This window comes from Chryseobacterium pennae, assembly GCF_003385515.1.
In the GTDB taxonomy this organism is placed as follows: Bacteria; Bacteroidota; Bacteroidia; order Flavobacteriales; family Weeksellaceae; genus Chryseobacterium; species Chryseobacterium pennae.
Window position 1 is genome coordinate 307,232 of record NZ_QNVT01000002.1, and the last position, 20,091, is coordinate 327,322.

Annotated in this window: 11 protein-coding genes; 8 read left to right on the plus strand and 3 right to left on the minus strand. The window is 36.7% G+C overall.

Annotated features, from left to right (window positions below; translation table 11 throughout):
- Position 1: 1 nt before the first annotated feature.
- Both DRF65_RS03955 and DRF65_RS03960 read right to left on the minus strand, forming a co-directional pair.
- The gene (locus DRF65_RS03955) at positions 2–1,555 is read right to left on the minus strand and encodes a RagB/SusD family nutrient uptake outer membrane protein (RefSeq protein ID WP_115968941.1); all 1,554 of its coding nucleotides are present in this window, start codon (positions 1,553–1,555) and stop codon (positions 2–4) included.
- A gap of 11 nt (positions 1,556–1,566) precedes the next feature.
- Positions 1,567–4,482 (minus strand): SusC/RagA family TonB-linked outer membrane protein, encoded by a 2,916-nt coding sequence (locus DRF65_RS03960; protein WP_115968942.1) that lies wholly within the window; start codon positions 4,480–4,482, stop codon positions 1,567–1,569.
- A 178-nt stretch (positions 4,483–4,660) separates the two neighbouring features.
- Between DRF65_RS03960 and DRF65_RS03965 the strand changes: the two genes are divergently transcribed.
- The 8 genes from DRF65_RS03965 to DRF65_RS04000 all read left to right on the plus strand — a co-directional run bounded on the left by DRF65_RS03965 (position 4,661) and on the right by DRF65_RS04000 (position 17,311).
- On the plus strand, positions 4,661–5,854 hold the full coding sequence (locus DRF65_RS03965; RefSeq protein WP_115968943.1) for an MFS transporter: 1,194 nt from the start codon (positions 4,661–4,663) through the stop codon (positions 5,852–5,854).
- Between the two features lie 17 nt (positions 5,855–5,871).
- Positions 5,872–6,660 carry an NUDIX hydrolase gene (locus DRF65_RS03970; RefSeq protein ID WP_115968944.1) on the plus strand — a complete coding sequence of 263 codons (789 nt, stop codon included), beginning with the start codon at positions 5,872–5,874 and terminating at the stop codon, positions 6,658–6,660.
- A gap of 128 nt (positions 6,661–6,788) precedes the next feature.
- Entirely contained in the window at positions 6,789–7,967 is a 1,179-nt protein-coding gene (locus DRF65_RS03975; protein WP_115968945.1) for an acyl-CoA dehydrogenase family protein, read from the plus strand.
- Positions 7,968–8,136: 169 nt separating this feature from the next.
- Complete coding sequence (locus DRF65_RS03980) at positions 8,137–10,092, plus strand: T9SS type A sorting domain-containing protein (protein ID WP_115969184.1); 1,956 nt, start codon at positions 8,137–8,139, stop codon at positions 10,090–10,092.
- A gap of 519 nt (positions 10,093–10,611) precedes the next feature.
- Positions 10,612–13,407: a TonB-dependent receptor plug domain-containing protein gene (locus tag DRF65_RS03985; RefSeq protein WP_115968946.1), complete on the plus strand. Its 2,796-nt coding sequence runs from the start codon at positions 10,612–10,614 to the stop codon at positions 13,405–13,407.
- A gap of 20 nt (positions 13,408–13,427) precedes the next feature.
- A complete protein-coding gene (locus tag DRF65_RS03990; protein ID WP_115968947.1) occupies positions 13,428–14,648 on the plus strand; it encodes a DUF4876 domain-containing protein in 1,221 nt (406 codons plus the stop codon).
- A 1-nt stretch (position 14,649) separates the two neighbouring features.
- Entirely contained in the window at positions 14,650–16,164 is a 1,515-nt protein-coding gene (locus tag DRF65_RS03995; protein ID WP_115968948.1) for a DUF6850 family outer membrane beta-barrel protein, read from the plus strand.
- Between the two features lie 10 nt (positions 16,165–16,174).
- Positions 16,175–17,311: a cytochrome-c peroxidase gene (locus DRF65_RS04000; RefSeq protein WP_115968949.1), complete on the plus strand. Its 1,137-nt coding sequence runs from the start codon at positions 16,175–16,177 to the stop codon at positions 17,309–17,311.
- Positions 17,312–17,600: 289 nt separating this feature from the next.
- Here the strand turns inward: DRF65_RS04000 and DRF65_RS04005 are convergent, their stop codons facing one another.
- Positions 17,601–19,961, minus strand: a complete 2,361-nt coding sequence (locus DRF65_RS04005; protein ID WP_115968950.1) for a patatin-like phospholipase family protein — start codon at positions 19,959–19,961, stop codon at positions 17,601–17,603.
- Positions 19,962–20,091 lie beyond the last annotated feature (130 nt).

The window sequence follows — 20,091 nt, forward strand, 5'->3', positions numbered from 1 at the left end:
TTTAATATCCCGGATTTTGATCCATCAGTGTATTGGGCAATTCATTAAACGGAATAGGCAGAATTTCATTCTTATGTGCTTTGAATCCTTTAAATGCAAGTTTTGAAGGAGCATCGCCCCATCTTACAAGGTCAAACCATCGATGTCCTTCTCCGGCAAGCTCTCTTCTTCTTTCATCCTTAATAGCCTGCATAGAAACGGGAACTGAAGTTAGTTTTACCCTGACTCTTACAGCATCCAGTAAAGCCTGAGCTCTCGCCCCCGAACCACCTAATGCTTCCGCTTCCATAAGGTAAGTATCAGCTAATCTTATCGCAATATAATTCTGTCTGAAGTTGAGTTCTGCTGCTCCGGGAAGTGAGCTTTTCAAGTCATTGGTAGGCAAATATTTATTTAAAAAATATCCGGTATCCGAAAATGCAGGACTATAGCTAACTTTATCCTCTGCTAACAATGGTTTCATATTGAAAATAGTTGTATTCATTCGCGGGTCACCCTGCATGAAATTATACAAGTCTTCAGTCACTGTATTAAATGCCCACCCCGGATATAAATCAGGAGCATCATTATCTTTAATTTTTTTGTTAATGGAATAAGAACGGGGTCCCAGCATTGCATTGATAGAGTTTCCTTCATCTTTTCCCTGTCCCCAGAAACCCCAGTCAGAATTCCCTTTGTTAGTATGCATCACTTCCAGAATAGATTCCGTCGAAAACTTATAAGGATCTACCGTTTCTGGTCCTACTTTAAATAGATCTCCATAATTTGCTACCAATTTGTACCCATATTGGCTGGTCCCTCCAGGTGTACCATTCACTTGTTCAAATTGTGCTGCTGCTTCCGGCATTTTCTTATCATAAAGATAGATCTTTCCTAATATTGCCCTGGCTGTTCCCTGAGTAATTCTTCCTCTGTCATTACCTGTAGCAGTTAACATCAGATCAGGAAGTGCAGCAATGATATCATTTTCTATCTGTGTGTATACTTCGCCTGGTTTTGCCTGCGGGATATTCCAATAATCATCATCAAATTTTACACTTTTAAGAACCAAAGGAATATTTCCAAACATTCTTACCAATTCGAAGTAGTATAAAGATCTCAAAACTTTAGCTTCTGCACTGTATCTTTTTTTGAGACCTTCATCCATATTAGCTCCCGACACTCTCTCCATTAAAAGATTGGCACGTGCTATACCCTGATAATAATCTCTCCAATAACTTGCAGGCATTGTGTTAGGATTAAGTGAATAATTATTGAGTCCCTGAATACCTGCACCATCATTAGAATTTCCACCTCCGGAATAAAAATCATCAGATCCTGCATTAAAAAAGGTAACAGTATTTTCAAATCCCCCCGAATATTTTCTTAAAATATCATATACAGAAACCAGAGCACTAAATGACTGTCTCTCATTTTGAAAATAAGTCTCCGTTTTAAAAGCTCCTGAATTCTGTACTTCATCCAGATATGAACCACTGCAGGCCATATTGCTAAAACTCAGACCCGCCAAAAAAGTTACAGCAAGTCCTTTATATATAAAACTTTTATTTTTCATGTTATTATGTATTAAAATTGAATATTTGCCCCCAGTAAGAAGGTTCTTGCCTGTGGATAGTAAGCTCTGTCTACCCCGATAATATCCTGCTCAGAATTATTTCTTCCGGCTATTTCCGGATCATATCCGGTATATTTTGTAAAGGTGAAAAGGTTTTCTCCGGTAATATATAATCTCACTTTATTCATTCCAAACCGGCTGGTAACGTCTTGAGGAAGTGTATACCCCAACTGGATGATTTTTACACGTATATAATCGCCTTTCTGAAGGTAATAGTTAGACATCCAAGAATAATTATGATTAGGATCATCTCGGGTAACTCTCGGATTTGCATTAGTAGAACCCTCTCCTGTCCATCGGTCTAAAACCTTTGTCTGATAATTCGCATCAAGAATATCCAGCCTTCTTAATCCCTGAAAGATTTTGTTTCCAGCTTGCCCTTGAGCAAATATCATAAAATCAAAGTTTTTGTAATTCATGTTAACGGTAAGTCCAAAGGTATATTTTGGAATAGAACTTCCTAAATTCACTTTGTCTTCCTCATCAATTTTACCATCACCATTATTATCCTGCCAGATAAAATCTCCTGGTTTAGCACCAGGTAACAGCTTACCACCGTTAGCATTTACATAGGCATCAATTTGCGCCTGATTCTGAAACACTCCACTGTAAGTCTGGCCATAAAAAGATCCATAAGGCTGTCCTACTGCTACTCTTGAGACAGCTCCCATGGTCTGGAAAGAAGCAAGATTGAAATAATCAATATCATTCTCTAATCGCAAAACTTTGTTTTTGATGGTTGCAAAATTTCCGTTTACAGATATACTGAAGTCTTCCCAGTTCTTTTTATATCCCAACTCAAGTTCCAATCCTGAGTTTTCCATATCTCCTACGTTTGACCAAGGTAAATTAGGAACCCCAACATAACCGGGAATATTAATCTGCCTTAAAATATCAGTAGTCTTTTTCTTATACCAGTCTGCAGTAAGAGTAAAATTATTAAATAGCTTAAGATCTGCAGCAATATTCAGCTGGCTGGTTTGTTCCCATTTAAGGTTTGGATTCTCCAGGGTACTTGGTGCATATCCTATAATGATATTATTTCCTGAATTGGTATAGTTACTTCCTGAAACCATAAAGCTTGCAAATCTGAAGTTCTCCATCTCATCATTTCCTAAAACGCCATATCCTCCTCTCAGTTTCAAGCTATTAATCACCTTATTTTCTGGCCAGAAATCTTCTTTATGAGCATTCCATCCTAATGACATAGATGGGAAAGTTCCCCAATGCTGATTCGTGGCAAATTTTGAAGACCCGTCTCTACGAACGGTTCCTGTAAATAAATATTTATCAGCATAATCATAAATAATTCTACCAAAATAAGAAGCTTTACGGGTTTGAATCCCATCCCATCCTTTGGCTGTAATATCATCCTGAGGAATATCAAAGTTAAAAGAAGCATCCTGCCAGCTATCAATAGGCAGATTACTGTAGGTTAAGCTGGCTCCACCTGATATATTATATCGATATACTCCCTGTCCTATCAAAATACTTAAGTTATGATCCCCAAATTTATTCTGATAGGTCAATGTATTTTCCATGCTCCATTCAAACTTATTTTCATCCACTTTATTCAGACTATTGAAACCTGTATTTCTATAGTTAGGACTTAAATAATATTTAGGAGTAAAAGTGCGGCTTCCCCAATATGATTTCTTACCATTTAAACTTGATTTGAAGGTAAAATGATCAAGAAACTTAAGTTCAGCAAAAACATTTCCTACAAAATCATCAGACCAGTTGTAATTCCCTTGCTGAATAGTACGGAAAGCTCTTGGGTTTGTCATTTCGTTGTTTACATACCTTGAAATCCCATACGGATTGCCGTTGGGATCACGAATGATATACTCATCGGTATACCCGCTTGGATCTACCTTCGACCAGTCTGTAACCACTTCCGGTGTAATAGGATCTAAGTTAACAGCTGAAGCCAATGGCCCACCATATTCTTCGTTGGCACTTACTCCCTGAGATTTGGTATGGGTATAAGCAAAGGTTTGCCCCAAAGTTAAATAGTCCGTAACCTTGTGAGTAGAGTTGAATCTGGCATTGATTCTTTTATAATAGGATATATCAGTCATTACAATACCCGTCTGATCAAAATATCCAAACGATGTATAATAACTTGATTTATCATTACCTCCAGTGATACTTACCTCATGAGAGGATTTTTCTCCTGTTCCAAAAATAGTATCCTGCCAGTTTGTTCCTTTTCCAAATGATTCAGGATTAGCAAAACGTGGTGCTTGCCCATCGTTTACAAAGCCTTCATTGATAATTTTTGCATATTGGGTGGCATCCAGAAGGTCTAATTTTTTAGATGCATTTGAGAATCCGTAAAATCCATTATAAGAAAGAGAAAGCTTTCCTTTTTTCCCTTTTTTAGTGGTAACCAGAATTACCCCTTTTGCAGCGGAAACCCCATAAATTGCGGATGAAGCTCCATCCTTCAATACTTCAATACTTTCTATGTCAGATTGGTTAAGCCATCCGATATTGTCTACTACAATACCATCTACCACCCATAGCGGGCTGTTACTTCCAGCTCCGAAACTGGTAATTCCACGGACACGCACCGTTGCCGCAGCACCCGGCTGCCCGGAATTGGTTACTACAGAAACCCCTGCAGCCCTTCCCTGCAATACCTGTTCCGGCTTACCGGTGGGGATGTTTTCTATATCACTGGCTTTAATACTTGCAATAGCTCCGGTTACATTAGACTTCTTCTGAGTCCCATAACCGATCACTACAATTTCATCTATTTTATTTTCTTTAGAAAGCGTGTCCTTTTTTGTCTGGCCACTGAAGTTAGCCGTAAAATAGAGGACGGCAATCACTCCTAAATTTCTCGATATTCTTACATTCATATACAGCTATTTGTTTTAATTCTCAAATTGAGACAATAAAAATATATTTTTTTTCAATTAATTAACATTATATTAATAAATATTTTAAAATTTCGTTTATTATTGAGGGTTAAAAGCCATATCTTCGCATCAATTATTCACAAAAAGCTATAAAAATTCAATAAAGTTAACTCCCGAAATGACCGCTAAGCTTTCCAAAATTTCTCTCCCGTTAAAACTAACCTTCCTTATTTTCTCCATGGTGTTAAACTGTATGGGACTTATTATCCTACAGCTTGCAGACACTAATATCACCTATGGGGAGCTTGGGTTTCTTGAATCTTTTAAAGACCTGCCTATTGCTTTTATCTCTCTTTTTGCAGTAGGTTTCATCAATAAAACAGGATCAAAAAAAGCATTAATCGCCGCTTTGGCTATTGTAGGATTTTGTTCCTGCTTACTGCCGTTTATAGAAGAATTCTGGTTTTACAAGGTATGGTTTGCCATCATTGGAGCTTGTTTTGCGATTGGAAAAATATGTGTATTCGGAATTATCAGAAATAATATTTCGGATGAAAAATCTTTGGCCAAAACCATGAACAGTGTGGAAGCTTCCTTTATGATTGGAATCTTTGTAGTGAATACAGGTTTTGGATGGCTTATCTCCAGTCAGTATTCCGAATTCTGGAGATTTGGCTTTCTGTTGATTGCCGTGCTATCTGCCATTACCATATTCCTTCTTTCAAAAATAGAAATAACAGAATCTAAACCCTCGGAAAGCAAAAATATTTTCGCTGAATTATCAAGATTTACAACTCCTGTGGTTGCTTTATTTCTTGCTGTGATCTTCTTTATTGTTTTTGTAGAACAGGGATTTAATTCATGGCTTCCTTCTTTTTATAAGAACCATCTGAAAGTGAATTCATTTTTTGCCCTTCAGGCTACATCCTTCCTCTCTCTTTTTTCATACGCAGGAAGAACTGTTACGGCTAATATCATCCGTAGATTTTCATTATCAAAATATTACGTTGCATGTATCTCATTAATCATCGCATTATTGCTGGCGATCTTAGGAATTCAGTATTTTGATTCTGAAGATTCAAAAATGCTTCTGTTCTTATTTCCGGTTATAGGATTATTCCTGTCACCACTCTACCCTGTTGTCAATTCAAAAATGATTACTTTGGTGGACAAAGAAAAGATCAATCTGTTTACTTCTCTTATTGTTATTTTTTCTTCCCTGGGAAGTTCAGTCAGTTCTATTATTATGGCTGTACTCTTTGGAAAACAACTATTAAACTTTTATCCATTATATATATTATGCTCTGTAATTCTTCTTTTTGTGATTAGTTTGATGTATTTTAACGTCTCAAAAAGAAAATATAGAAAATAGTTTTTATTTTTACAATCATGAAAATCAAAGACACAAAAAGTAAGGAAACACTTCAGGAACTGATCGACACAAAGGATTTTGTTGCTCATATTTCTGTAGACTGTACGATATTCGGCTTTCACAATAATATTTTAAAAGTTTTATTATTAAAATATCATGATCTGGATCTGTGGTCGCTTCCGGGTGGTTTTGTTTTCAATGATGAAGACCTTAGGGAAGCTGCTGAACGAGTTTTGTATGAGCGTACTCATCTTAAAGATCTGTTTTTAAAACAATTCCATACCTTTGGAAGAATAGACCGTACAGAAAATAATGTTCACCAGATCCTCCTTAGAAACAAAGGAATAGAAGTCCCTGAGGATCACTGGATCTTTCAGAGATTTATTACTGTGGGATACTGCAGCCTTATTGATTTTTCTATGACAAATACTTTTCCGGATGCTTTTAATGAAAGCTGTGAATGGTTTGAAGTTAATAATTTGCCCAAGATGGCTTTTGATCACGACAGAATTATAGAAACCGGTCTGGAATATCTGAGAATGAATATCAATACCGAAGTGGCTGCCAGTAATCTTCTTCCGGAAAAATTTACTATGAAGGATCTTCAGGCTCTTTATGAAACTATTTTAGGTCAGAAATTCAGGAGAAATAATTTCCAGCGAAAAATATTAAGCCTAAACATCCTTGACAGGCTGGAAAAGCTTTATGACGGTTCTGCCAATAAAGCGCCATACCTCTATAAATTTAAAACCAAGGTGCATAATGCAACCAATCAGTACCCTATCTCCAATGATGAGGAGAGTTAAAATACAAGTTTTACCCCTCAAACAGGAAAAACCAGCATTATATATTTGAAAACCAGCATTTAGATAAGTTTTCAAAAAAATTTCCCAGACACCACAAAAAATGTTATTTTTAACAAAATCAAAAAATCATGTCATATTATCCTCTTACAAGCATCCCTGATTACTATGGAATTGATGCTTTACTTACTGAAGAACACAAACTGATCCGCCAATCTGTCAGAGACTGGGTTGAAAGTTTTGTAATGCCGCAGATTGATCAGGCAGCTCAAAATCATACTGACCTTCCTGGCCTTATGAGAGAATTAGGAAAAATTGGAGCATTAGGTCCGTATATTCCTGTTGAGTATGGAGGTTCCGGATTAGATCAGATTTCTTATGGTCTTATCATGCAGGAGTTGGAAAGAGGAGATTCTGCAGTACGTTCTGCTGCTTCAGTACAGAGCTCTTTGGTTATGTTTCCTATTAATGAGTTCGGTTCTGAAGAACAAAAGAAAAAATATCTTCCAAAGCTTGCTGCAGGAGAAATGATAGGTTCTTTTGGATTAACTGAGCCTAACCATGGTTCTGATCCGGGTTCTATGGAAACTTATTTTAAGGATATGGGTGACCATTACCTGTTGAATGGTGCTAAAATGTGGATCACCAATTCTCCACTTTGCGACATTGCAGTAGTATGGGCAAAAAATGAGGAAGGAAAAGTACAGGGATTAATTGTTGAAAGAGGAATGGAAGGATTCACGACTCCGGAAACGCACAATAAATGGAGCTTAAGAGCTTCCAAAACAGGAGAATTGGTATTCAATGATGTAAAAGTTCCGAAAGAAAATCTGCTTCCGGGAGTGACAGGATTGAAAGGACCTTTATCTTGTCTTAACTCTGCCAGATATGGAATTTCATGGGGCGTAATTGGTGCTGCTATTGATTGTCACTGTACAGCAGTGCAGTATTCTAAGGAAAGAAAACAATTTGGTAAGCCAATCGGTTCTTTCCAGCTTCAACAGAAAAAATTAGCTGAATTCTTAACAGAGATTACAAAAGCTCAGTTATTATGTCTTCAGTTAGGAAATCTTAAAAATGCACATAAAGCAACTCCTGCACAAATCTCAATGGCTAAACGTAATAACGTAAAAATGGCAATTGATATCGCAAGGGAATCAAGACAGATCCTTGGAGGTATGGGAATCATGGGTGAATTCCCAATGATGAGACACGCTGCCAATCTGGAATCTGTTATTACGTATGAAGGAACTCACGATGTTCATTTGTTAATCACCGGTTTAGATATTACAGGTCTCAACGCTTTCTAAGAAAAGAAAGAAGAGAAAAAATATAAATAAAAGAGTCTGGTCATTGATCAGACTCTTTTGTTTTACTCACCTTTCAGACAATTTAATATTCAATGAATAGTTATTAATGTCTGAATATTTTTGCGAATTTACTAAAGTTATTACCTTAACCCTAATAAAAAATCACGACATGAAGAAAATCACAACTTTTTTAATAGGACTGGTAGCCCCATTCTATTTCAGCCAGCAGGCAGGAGACCTTGTAAGCGCCGAACAGAAACTGAATTTAACACCGCAGGGAGTTGTTAATTTCACTGCCAATAATCTTGGCGAACAGAACTCCCCTGATTTTGTAAGCTATCTCAATGGTTTCAATGTTGGACTAAAGGGATATAAAATAACCTATTACACCAAAAATGAAAACAATGTTCTTGTAAAAGCTACAGGGCTCCTCATGTATCCCAATGTTAATATGAAGCTTTCCACTGTCGTATCCAACCATGGGACTACCGATAGCAGACACAATGTTCCTTCAAATTTTAAGGGAGCTTTGGTAGCCGGATTTGTGGTTGAGCTCTCTTATGTTCTCAATGGTTATATTTTAATGGCTCCTGACTATGTAGGAATGGGAGACGGAGAAGGGGTACATCCTTACGTAGACTATGCTACCGAATCCGGAGCAACTATTGATTTTGTAACAGCAGCCAATAAAGCATTAGCACAATTAGGAATAAAGCGTTATGATGAATATTTCCTGGCAGGTTATTCACAAGGGGCACATGCAGCTATGTCAACCTTAAAAAGGTTAAACACCTCTAATCCAGGTAATTTAAAGTTTAAGTATGCCTATATGGGGGATGGACCTTATGATATGTCAGAAACCACTTTAAAGAAAGGTGTTTTAGAAAAAGATATTTATCCGTTCAGCTCATTCCTTGCCAATGTTCTTCATAGCTGTAACAATATGGGCTATAAAACTTATACTAATGATATTTCAGAAGTTATTTCTGCAGAATATCTTGACAAATACAATTATCACGTTGTTCAGGATAACGGAGGTTTGTTATGGGGGCCATTTATATGGAAAAAACTTTTCACGAACAATTTCGTTAATGAAGTTACCAACAATCCAAATCATAAATTCAGACAGTGTCTAAAGCCTAAAGATGTATACGACTGGTATAATAAGACCCCTATGACATTAGGTCATTCTACCGTTGATCTTGCGATTCCGCCAGAAAATACTTCTAAAACTATAGATGTACAGCGAGGTTATTATGCATGGTGGGATCTGAATAAATACAAACTGGATTCCTTTTACTGGGGCCCTCTTGGACATGTGGGTGGCATTGTTCCTTTTGTTTTGGCATCCAATGCTAAATTCAATACTTTAAGAAGTGGCGGATTGTTCAATCAATGGGCTGTAGTAGGGTCTGTTTTTGGAAAACAGTCTGCAAACGCTTCACAAGAAGCTCCTACTCTATTTTCATCCCAGATAAAACCTGACCTTGGAAATATGCAGTTACTTGAAGTAACTGATTTCAATAAAGAAAAAGCAAACAGACGATCAGCAGATGACCAAAGCTTATCTTCTTTAAAAGATGGTGTGTATCTATTGAAAGTATCGGAAAATAATCAGGAGAAAATGCTTCCATACATTAAGAACACCCCTAATGAAGTAGCTGAAAATGAAATTGTACAGTCTGACAATAATGCAGTTTTAAAGCTGAAGATTGATCAGAATGAACTTTCTGCAGTTTATGTTTTTGATGAAAATAAAAATCTTGTTAAAACGATTTCTAAAAACCAGTATCAGGAAAATGACGGAATCAATATACAGGATCTGGATGCCCAGAAATATACATTCGAAGTAACGACCTCCTATTATAATTTGCAGTTCAGTAAAAATATCGGAAGCCGTACACTGGTAAACAGCACAGATATATTTGCACAAAACAAACAGATCAGAGCCAGAGCCAATACTGACATCAAAAACATCAGCATATACAGCATTTCCGGAACTTTAATTGTTCAGCAGGAAGTCAATTCCCAGCAATTTGAATCAAAAAACATGGATTCCGGAGTATATGTGGTACAAATGACTCTTTCCAATGGGAAAGTGATCAATAAAAAAGTTAAACTATAGCATCAATCCTTTTTATATATCATTTTCAAGTTAATTTTGGCACTCCAGCAATGGAGTGCTTTTTTTGAAGGCTAATAAACTTTATCTTTTTTTAAACGCAAATAGAAATTATCAAATGTTACATTTTAGTGAGCTAAAAAGTCTGCTTTGCCGTTGATAACACTATATAGTTATTTGCTAGAGGATTCCTATTTTGCCTCCTCAAAATAGTACAGTATAATAAAGACTTTACGTTCAATTATTCTTATTATTCCATTGTAAAGAAAGTAAGTATCCTTTAAACGGAAATAACTCCAACAATAAAACTTAGAAATAAATATTAAAAGACACTAATCAAACAAAACGTAAATAATTATAAAATCAACATAATAAATTTAAAATAAATGTAAATTTATAACTCTAAATGAATATTATCAATAATGCAAGTAAAATGATTTTTATCAATTATTTTAAATTATTCTAAATAAAATTAGAAATCTTATTTAAGCCCTCCTACCTTTGCGGGAAGAAAAGTACCAGATGGTAAGCAATGATCCACGATTCCCTATTAAAACACAAATTCTCACATTTTTATTTCTCTTCAGTGCATTTTCAACAGTCCATTCACAAGACAGGTCTGCCACTATTTCATTTGAAGTAAAGAACATCCATGCGGGACCTTTAAAAGATTCTGAAATAAAAATATTATCTACAGACCATAAATATTCGATATCTACTAATGACAAAGGTATTGCAACTGCCTCTATCAATCCCGGCCAGTACACTATTGAGATTATCAAAAACGGAATTCTTGAATATTCCGGGAAGATTGTGATCAAAACTTCTCAAGCATTTACTTTCTCATTAAAAGATAAAATCAATTCTATTGAAGAAGTGATTATTACTGCTAAGGAAAGTAAGGGACTAACTTCTTCATCTATTATCAGCCAACGGGCCATCAAGCATTTACAGCCATCAAGCTTTACAGATCTTTTGGAATTACTTCCTGGAGGGAGATCCGGAGATCCGGTAATGAATCAGGTGAATAAGATCAGCCTTCGTGAAACAGGTAATCCCGGAAATGATTACAACACTTCTGCAATGGGAACCACATTTTTAGTAGATGGCGCTCCATTGAATTCTGGTGCAAACCTTCAATATACTTATGATTTTTTAGACAAAAGCAATAATGGATTAAAAAGAAGGCTTAATCTTACGAGTGGAGTTGATATGCGAAGCATTTCCACAGATCAGATCGAGAAGGTAGAAATATTGCGCGGAATTCCTTCCGTTATCTATGGAAATTTAACTTCAGGGATCGTTAAAATCACCAACAAGTCAGGCTATACTCAATGGAAATCCAGATTTAAAGCAGATGGCTATAGTAAACTCTTTGCTGTCAGTAAAGGATTTGAAGATAAAAAGTATGGTCTGAAAATCAATACAGGAATTGATTATCTGAATGCAAAATCTGATCCGAGAGACAGACTTGAAAACTATAAAAGAATTACAGCAAATTTTGCCCTGGCCAAGGAGAAACAATACAGCCATAGCTCTTTCAGATGGCAAACTCATCTTAGCTATACAGGTTCTCTGGATGGTTCGAAGACCGATCCGGATGTTGACTTGTCCCAATTAAACTCTTATGAGGTCAACAACCACCTTTTGAGCCTTTCAAATGTTTTTAATTACACAAAAAACGAGCCTTCATTTTACAGATCTACAGAAATTCAGGCAACAGTAAACCAAAGGTTCGATAAAATAAAACAGACCAAATTCATTCAGTTGGAAAACGCAACAGCCTTTCCACTTTCCAGAATTGAAGGTGAATATGACGGATATTATCCTGAAGCCAGATATATTTCTGATTATACCGTAGATGGCAAGCCCCTTGACATTTTTGTAAAAATGATCAATAATTTCCAGTGGGATTTTAAAACCATTAAAAATGAAATCAATACAGGATTCGACTGGCAATTAAGTAAAAACTGGGGACAAGGACAGCTGTTTGACATTTATAAACCTATAGATCCTAAAGCGACATTCAGACCCCGCCCTTATCGTGATGTTCCGGCTTATTCTACTTCTGCTTTATTCTTTGAAACCATCAGTACTGCAGATATCGGAAAGCATAAACTTACTGTAGCATTAGGTATAAGAGGAAATTCAATGCTGAACCTGCCTTCTGATTTTAAAATGAGCGGAAAAATCTATGCGGACCCGAGAGCCAACCTTCAATGGGATCTTCCTGCTTTTAATATTATGAACAGAAAAGCCCAGTTTACATTAACGCTTGGCTATGGAAAACAGAGCTTATTCCCGGATCTTAACCTGCTGTATCCGGAACTGGTTTATAAGGATATTCAGCAATTGAATTATTTCCACTCTAATCCGAATTACAGAAGGGTAAACTACAAAACCAATATCTATAACCCTCAAAACAAAGAAATAGAACCTGCTGTTAATGAAAAGTTTGAAGCAAGAATGGATTTCAGTCTGGGACTTCATCAATTATCTGTGACCGTTTTCAGGGAAAAAATGCATAATGCATTCCGTAGTATGAATGAATATGCGGTTTATCAGTATAAAAAATACGATACCTCAGGACTTAATCATGATGCTATCACTTCTCCACCGGACGTCAATGCACTTCCCTATCAGGATATGACAGAAAACTTCACTTATTCTGCACAGCGAAACGGAAGCAAAATAGATAAAGAAGGTGTTGAGTTTCAGTATTCTTCTAACAGAATCCCTGCAATCAACACTAGATTTACGCTTAGTGGTGCATGGTTCCGTACAACATACGGCAACAGTCTTCCGGTATATAAAAGATCTGATGTATTGCTCAATGGAAGACCTTATCCTTACCTCGGGCTTTACAATGGAATGGAACCTAATTCGGTGAACGAAATTCTGAATACCAATCTTATGATGGATACTTATATTCCTAAACTGGACCTTATATTTTCATCTTCTTTCCAGTTTTCATGGTATTCAATGAGAAAACTCGACCCTATGAACGGAACTCCCAGCCATTACGTAGATCAAAACGGGAATATATTGCCATTCAATCCTGATACAGCCAAAGGAACTATTCTTGAAAGGCTGATCATTGCCCAGAATGAAAACAAATATACCACCAACAGAAGGCCACTCGAAGCCAATGTTAACCTGAAGGTAACCAAAAGTTTCAGACATAAAACCGTTATCGTTTCTATGTTTGCCAACAGACTTTTCAGCTATTATGCTCCTTATAGTGTTAACGGATTCACGATCAATAGAAAAGGGGCAAATGATCCCTATTTTGGAATGGAAATCAATTTCAATTTATAACAATTTCAACTCAATACATTATGTTAAAACAATTATTAAGAACACTATTACTACTGTGTGCTGTAGTAAGTCTTGCAGCATGTTCATCAGACTCTGACGCACCGGAATCCCAGGCTCAGACCACACTTAATCTTCAACTGAAGGTAGTTCCGGAAAACATTAAGGTGAAAGAATACAAACACCTTACCGTTAATTTTAAAGAACTGAATACCGGATTTACAGTTATTCAGGAGCTTAATAATACCAACCTTCTGAAAGCAGTTCTTCCTACAGGAACTTATAACATTACTGTAGAAGGAAGTATTGTGTATACTGATAATGCAGGGGCTACAGAAGCAAAAGTTGGTGGAGTTCAGACCGGAGTGGTAATCAATGGTACTGAACAGACTAAAGTCATTGACATTTCAATGAAAGCGCAAAGCAGTGATCTTATCCTTGAAGAGGTATTTTTTGCAGGAACAAAAACACCGCAGGGAGCCATGTATTTTGGAGATCAGTATTTTAAAATCACAAATAATACGGATAAAACATTATATGCTGACGGAATGCTGCTGATACAGTCAGCTTTTATGACGAATGAAAAACAGGATTACAGCCCGAATATTATCGGAACAACATTCTCTGCCGGAGCGGTCATCAGAATTCCCGGTAACGGAAGTACATATCCGGTATTGCCAGGTTCATCTATAATCATTGCAGAAGATGCTATCAACCATCTGGAGTTTAATTCTTCCTCTATTAACCTTTCTCAGGCCAACTTCCAGATTTTCAAGGAAGATTCTGATGACATTGATAATCCTGCAGTACCTAAAATGCTTAATTTATTTGAAAAAATGGTTATTCACACCCAGGGATATTATGCTTATGTTTTAGCTCGTATGCCACTAGGAATGACCAATGAAGCGTTAGTAAGCCAGAACTCATACACTTACACATATAACCTCACTTTTGGCGGAGATGTCTATCCTATGGACGGAACAGCTGTTAAAATTCCAAATGAATGGATCACAGATGCAGTTAATCTCAGTGTACAGGATTCTTTCCAATGGTTGATAACTTCACCTTCTTTAGATATGGGATGGACTTCTGTAACATCTTTTGATGGAGATAAAAACCGTTTTGGAAAAGCAGTCCGTAGAAAAGTGATTGGAAAAACTTCAGAAGGTAAAGATATTCTAAAAGACACCAACAACTCTACTGTGGATTTTGATCACGGTGTAAAACCATCATTATTCAACTAAAATGAAACATTTTCAATCCATACTTATCCTGCCGGTTCTTTTCCTTTGTTCTGAAATGCATGCTCAGGATAATGACACCATCATGAAGAAGATTCATGAAGAATACAGCTATGAAAGGAGCCTTAAAAGCAGTATCAATTCCAACCCTGCCAATGTATTAGGCTCAAGGAAGTATGATATTACAGTTTTTAATATATTCACCCAAAACAGTGATACCCCGAATGAAATACAGCAAAAGGGCAAAGGGAAAAATATTTGGGGTGCAGAAGCCCGTACCCATCAGATATTGGATCCAAAAACTACGGTTTGGGGCAATGCTTCCTATTCACAGGGGAAAAACAAGCAGGTAGTATGGAACGAAAATGCCGACTATGACATCATCTACCCTTATGTGGCAGCAGACAGTGTAGGCGGAGATATGAAGTTTGAAAATTATGCGTTTTCAGGAGGATATTCCAGGAAATTCAATTCATTCACCATAGGTATTACAGGAAGCTACAGAGCAAGTTTGAGCTATCGTGATCTTGATCCGAGGCCTAAGAACACCTCTGCTAATTTTTTATTGGCGCTGGGAGCTCATAAAATGATGTTTGGAAAATTTAAAATCGGGGCTTATGTGGAAGCTGAAAAGTATACTCAAAAGCATTATCTGAGTTTTGTAAGCAATCAAGGTTTTCCAATGATTTACAATATGAGTGGCCTGGGTAATTCTAATGAACTGCTTTCAGGGAAACTTCGTCAGGCATATTATGAAGGCTGGTCCTATGGAACTGGTCTGCAGATTTTTGAAGCAGAAAACAGATCGTGGTATCTTACTGCCGGAATTAAAAAGCTCAACCTTGACAAGCTCCTGACTGAATATACGGACCTTAATGCCTCCAGAATTGATGAAGAACAGTTTAATTTCTCATTAGGGAAGTTTTTTGAAACAGGAAGAATCTCCTGGGGAATTTCTGCAAACGGAAACCATATCAACAGAAAAGGAACTGAAAATCTGTTTTTAAATGACAATTCAAGGAATTATATACAGATAGGCTCTGCACAAAGGTACAATCATCAGATAACTGATATTTTATTAAAAGGATTCTTAGAACTTGAGCATAAAAAAGCAAAATCATCACTGCTCCCCTTCTTTGGATGGCTTCAGGAAAAAGAAAACTATAACAATCCTGTTTCGTTCATTGATTTAAATAAGCTTGTCTATGGCGCGGATTATCAATGGATAAAGACATTCACTGACAAACTCGCTCTTTCGGTCTGCATGGGACTTACGGTAACTGATGTTTATAAAAAAAATGCAGCATTCAGTATTTCCAACAAACCTGGCATTCAACAAATGCTGCAGGAAAACTACAGCTATCAGTCTTCAGACTTCTGGCAGGCAAAACTTGATGTTAATTTTCATTTCAGCCTTCCGGTTATTAAGAATGCATTTGCAGGTGGTAAAATGATGTACAGTGATTTCAAAAATGGCAACAATATGTTTTTTGCGGCTACTATAGGAGGTATTTTTTAATTAAAAAAACATGAAATTTTCAAATATTAAATTAATACTGCTAATCGGGATAATCGCTTTATTCTGCATGCAGTATACTTTACCCACATTCAAAAAAGATTACGGAGAAGTAATAGAACAATATAAAAAGCCAATACAGTACTGGCCTAAACCTTCCGTAGATGCCGATGTAAAATGGAAAGAGTTTGAATCTATAGAATGGGATTCCAATTATTATGAAACCCAGGAACTGCCCGAAGTAATGTTGGGAAAAAAATTATTCTTTGATCCCAAACTATCCTCATCAAGCCAGGTTTCCTGCAGCAGCTGTCATAATCCTGAATTGGGCTGGAGTGACGGACAGGAAGTAGCCTTGGGTAATGATCATTTGCTGGGAAAAAGAAATACACAATCCCTTTATAATATTGCGGATAGAACCTCTTATTTCTGGGACGGAAGAGCCAAAACTCTGGAAGAACAATTGATAGGTCCTATTTCTGCTCACAATGAAATGAATATGAAACCGGAAAAGCTGGCCGGAAAGCTTTCAAAATATAAAGAATACAAACAGCTTTTTAAAGAGGTTTATCATACCGATAAAATTACATTTAATCACATTGCGAATGCATTGGCTACCTTCCAGCGTACCATCAGAAGTCAGCCGAGCAAACTGGATAAATTTATCAATGGTGATCACAAAGCTATGAGTGACAAGGAAATATACGGCATGCACCTGTTCCGCACCAAAGCAAGATGCATGAACTGCCATTATGGTAAATATCTGACTGATGAATCATTCCATAATATAGGACTTACCTACTATCAGCGTGAATATGAAGATCTTGGACTTTATCATATCACCAAAGATTCTGATGATGTAGGCAAATTTAAAACCCCATCTTTAAGGGACCTGAGTTATACAGCTCCATGGATGCATAATGGTTTGATGGATGACTTACACGGTGTGGTAAATTTATACAATAGCGGAATGCAGATGATTAACCCCAGTCCGGAAGAAAAGAAAGCCGATCCTAAGTTTCCGGTTACCGATCAGAGAATGAAACCATTACAGCTCAACAATCAGGAAACAGAGGCTATTGTAGCCTTTCTGAAGAGCATATCCGGAAGTTATTACAAGATGCCACGTCCTGAAATTCCGAGAAAGTAGGAAATTATTGACTGGAAGCTGGAAGAGGGAGGCTGGAAGTTGCGATTGAGCAAATCACTTCCAGCCTCCTTTTTTCATTAATTTGAATGGATAAGTAAAATCTCTCAAAAATTTCTGGCTTCCTTATCTTAAAACAATATCCAGAGACACCGTAAACCACAATTCCTTCCCTCTTCCAGCCTACATCTTCTTACTCTCTTAAAACTTTCTTGAACTGATAAAACTGAGGTACAGCTATAGCCTTAATCCCGAGCTCTTCCCTCTCCCTGCTTCCAACTTCCTTACTTCCTTAAAACTTAAACCCAACACTGAAATATATTCTTGAAAAATCAAGCTGATTATTTCTGGAAATATTAATATTAATTGGTCCTATGAGAGATTCATATCCCAAGTTCACCCCATATCCAAACATTTCAAAACTATCATTGAAAGGCGAAAACTCTTCACTCACCTTTCCGTAGCTGAATGAAGGCGTTAAGTATAATCTTTTCATAATTCTGTACTGAAGTGATATACCTGCCTTTGCTACAGAATTCATTGGTAATTCTTTCTGACGAAGTCCGTTAAACTCAGGATTTAATATATCATAATTATACTCACTCCCCCCTAAATTATATTTTTGATTCAGGAAAAAGTAAGGTACTGTGTCTTCTCTGTATGCACCAAAGCTTGTTCCCAGGAACAGATTAACCTTTGCAGCCAGTCTTCTTGTAATAGGATAGGCAAAATTTTCGTTCAGGGTAAAAGACACCAGATTTTCAGGAACAAGATAACCAGGAGTCTTAGGGTTTAAAATCGGATATAACTGAGGCTGTACCACTTGCAGATCATATAAATTATACTGCTCTCCAAAATACAGTCTTGTACTTATCTGAAGATGATTCCCTTTGGTAGAAAAGTATCTCTTATTCAGATTATTCTGTTCAAACTTCAGAAACGCATTAAAATTGCTGTGATTATAAAGCTTTTTGCTAAAATTATCGGCCTTTGCCTGATCTATTTTATCCAGCAATGTATACATCCTTTCAGTGCTGAATTCTGTTCCCACAGAGATAAAAGCATTAGGTGTAATATTGTAATTTAACGCTACTTTTCCGGTAATATTCCGGTACATGTGGTTAGGGAACTTTGTAGTGTAATCATCATATCCAAATGTCCTAAAAATTAAATCATTACTTTTAAGATGAACCATTTTCGCTTCAAGATCTATCCACCAACGGTCACCGCTCCCCAGGAAACACTGATAAGCCAGACGTGCCTTAAAACGTTCCGAAATATCAATAGTAGCAAGAAATCTGGATCTGTTTGCCAGGATATTTCTGTAAGTATAATTTACAATAATTCCCACCGACTGTTCCGTATCGTAGTGAAGCGCAAGTTTAAAGGCTCCTTTCTTTGCTTTTTTAACGAAAATATTCATGGTAAGGCCATCTCCTTCATGGGTATAGGTATAGTATACTTTTTCATATTGACGTACTCCAAACACCCTGTCTATTGCTTCATTGACGGTTTTCACATCATAATACTTCCCTTCCGTAAGCCCAAGTTCTTTTTTAATAACGGCAATTTCCACTTCATCAGTAAGGGAAGTTCCGTTTTCTTCGTTAAACGTGAATTTTGTTGTGGGAAGCTTTACTTCCTCAATTTTTTCATGTTCATACCTGATTCCCAATTTTTTCTGAACTTCTGCCAATGCTACAAACTCAGGAAGATGCTTTCTGGCTTCTACTTCTCCTATTTTAATGATCTTTCTGAACCTCGCAAAGTCTTTTGTAGTAATATCTCCCAAAGGCTCTACAAAGTCTACCAGAATATTAGATAAGGCCTTCTGATGTTTAAAATCTTCCACAGAACGGATCGCATGTGTCTGATAGATCATTTTCATGGGATTTTCAATTTCTTTTTTGGTAAAAAGTCTGAAACCTGTATACCCACCGATGACAAAATCAGCTCCCATCTGGCGAACTTCATTGGCCGGATAATTTCGATCCAAACCACCATCAACCAATAATTTTCCGTCAATATAAACTGGAGCAAAAGCAGCAGGAATAGCCAATGTAGAACGAATAGCCAGTGGCAGGGATCCTTTTTTCTGCATGATCAGCCCTCCGTTTTCAATATCTGAAGAAGTAAGTTCTACAGGAATTCTCAGTTTACTGAAATCATTGATATGTTTTGCATTAAACGTCAGCGTATTCAAGACCTCTCCCATATACTGCCCTTCAATATAAGAGCTGGGAAGGGTGGGAAATCCTTTGACTACAGGAAACTCCAGAATATATTTGTCATATTCATCCTTTTCACTGATATTCACCTTGCTGTAAGGGATTTTATTGCTTAAAATTCTGTTCCAGTCAACTTTATAAATGGTTTTCTTTAATTCATCAGCATTATATCCCATTGCATATAAACCGCCCAGAATTCCTCCCATGCTGGTTCCTGTAATATAATCCACCTTTATTCCAAGGGAATCTATCATCTTTAGGATACCAATGTGAGCAAATCCTTTTGCGCCTCCTCCACTCAGAGCTAAGCCAAATTTTGTATCCTTCGTTACATTTTGCAATCTGATATTCAGGGAATCGTTGATCTGCTGTGATTTAAGAAAAAGGGAAAGAATTATGGTTCCCAAAACCAGGAGTTTTTTCATGAGACAGCCTGTTTTTATGTATAAGAAAATTTTAGAGTAAATATACAATTATACCATAAAAGCCCGTCAAAAATCATTTTATTCTTTTTGAGCATTACAGAAAGCTACATCTTTGTTCACTAAAATAAAA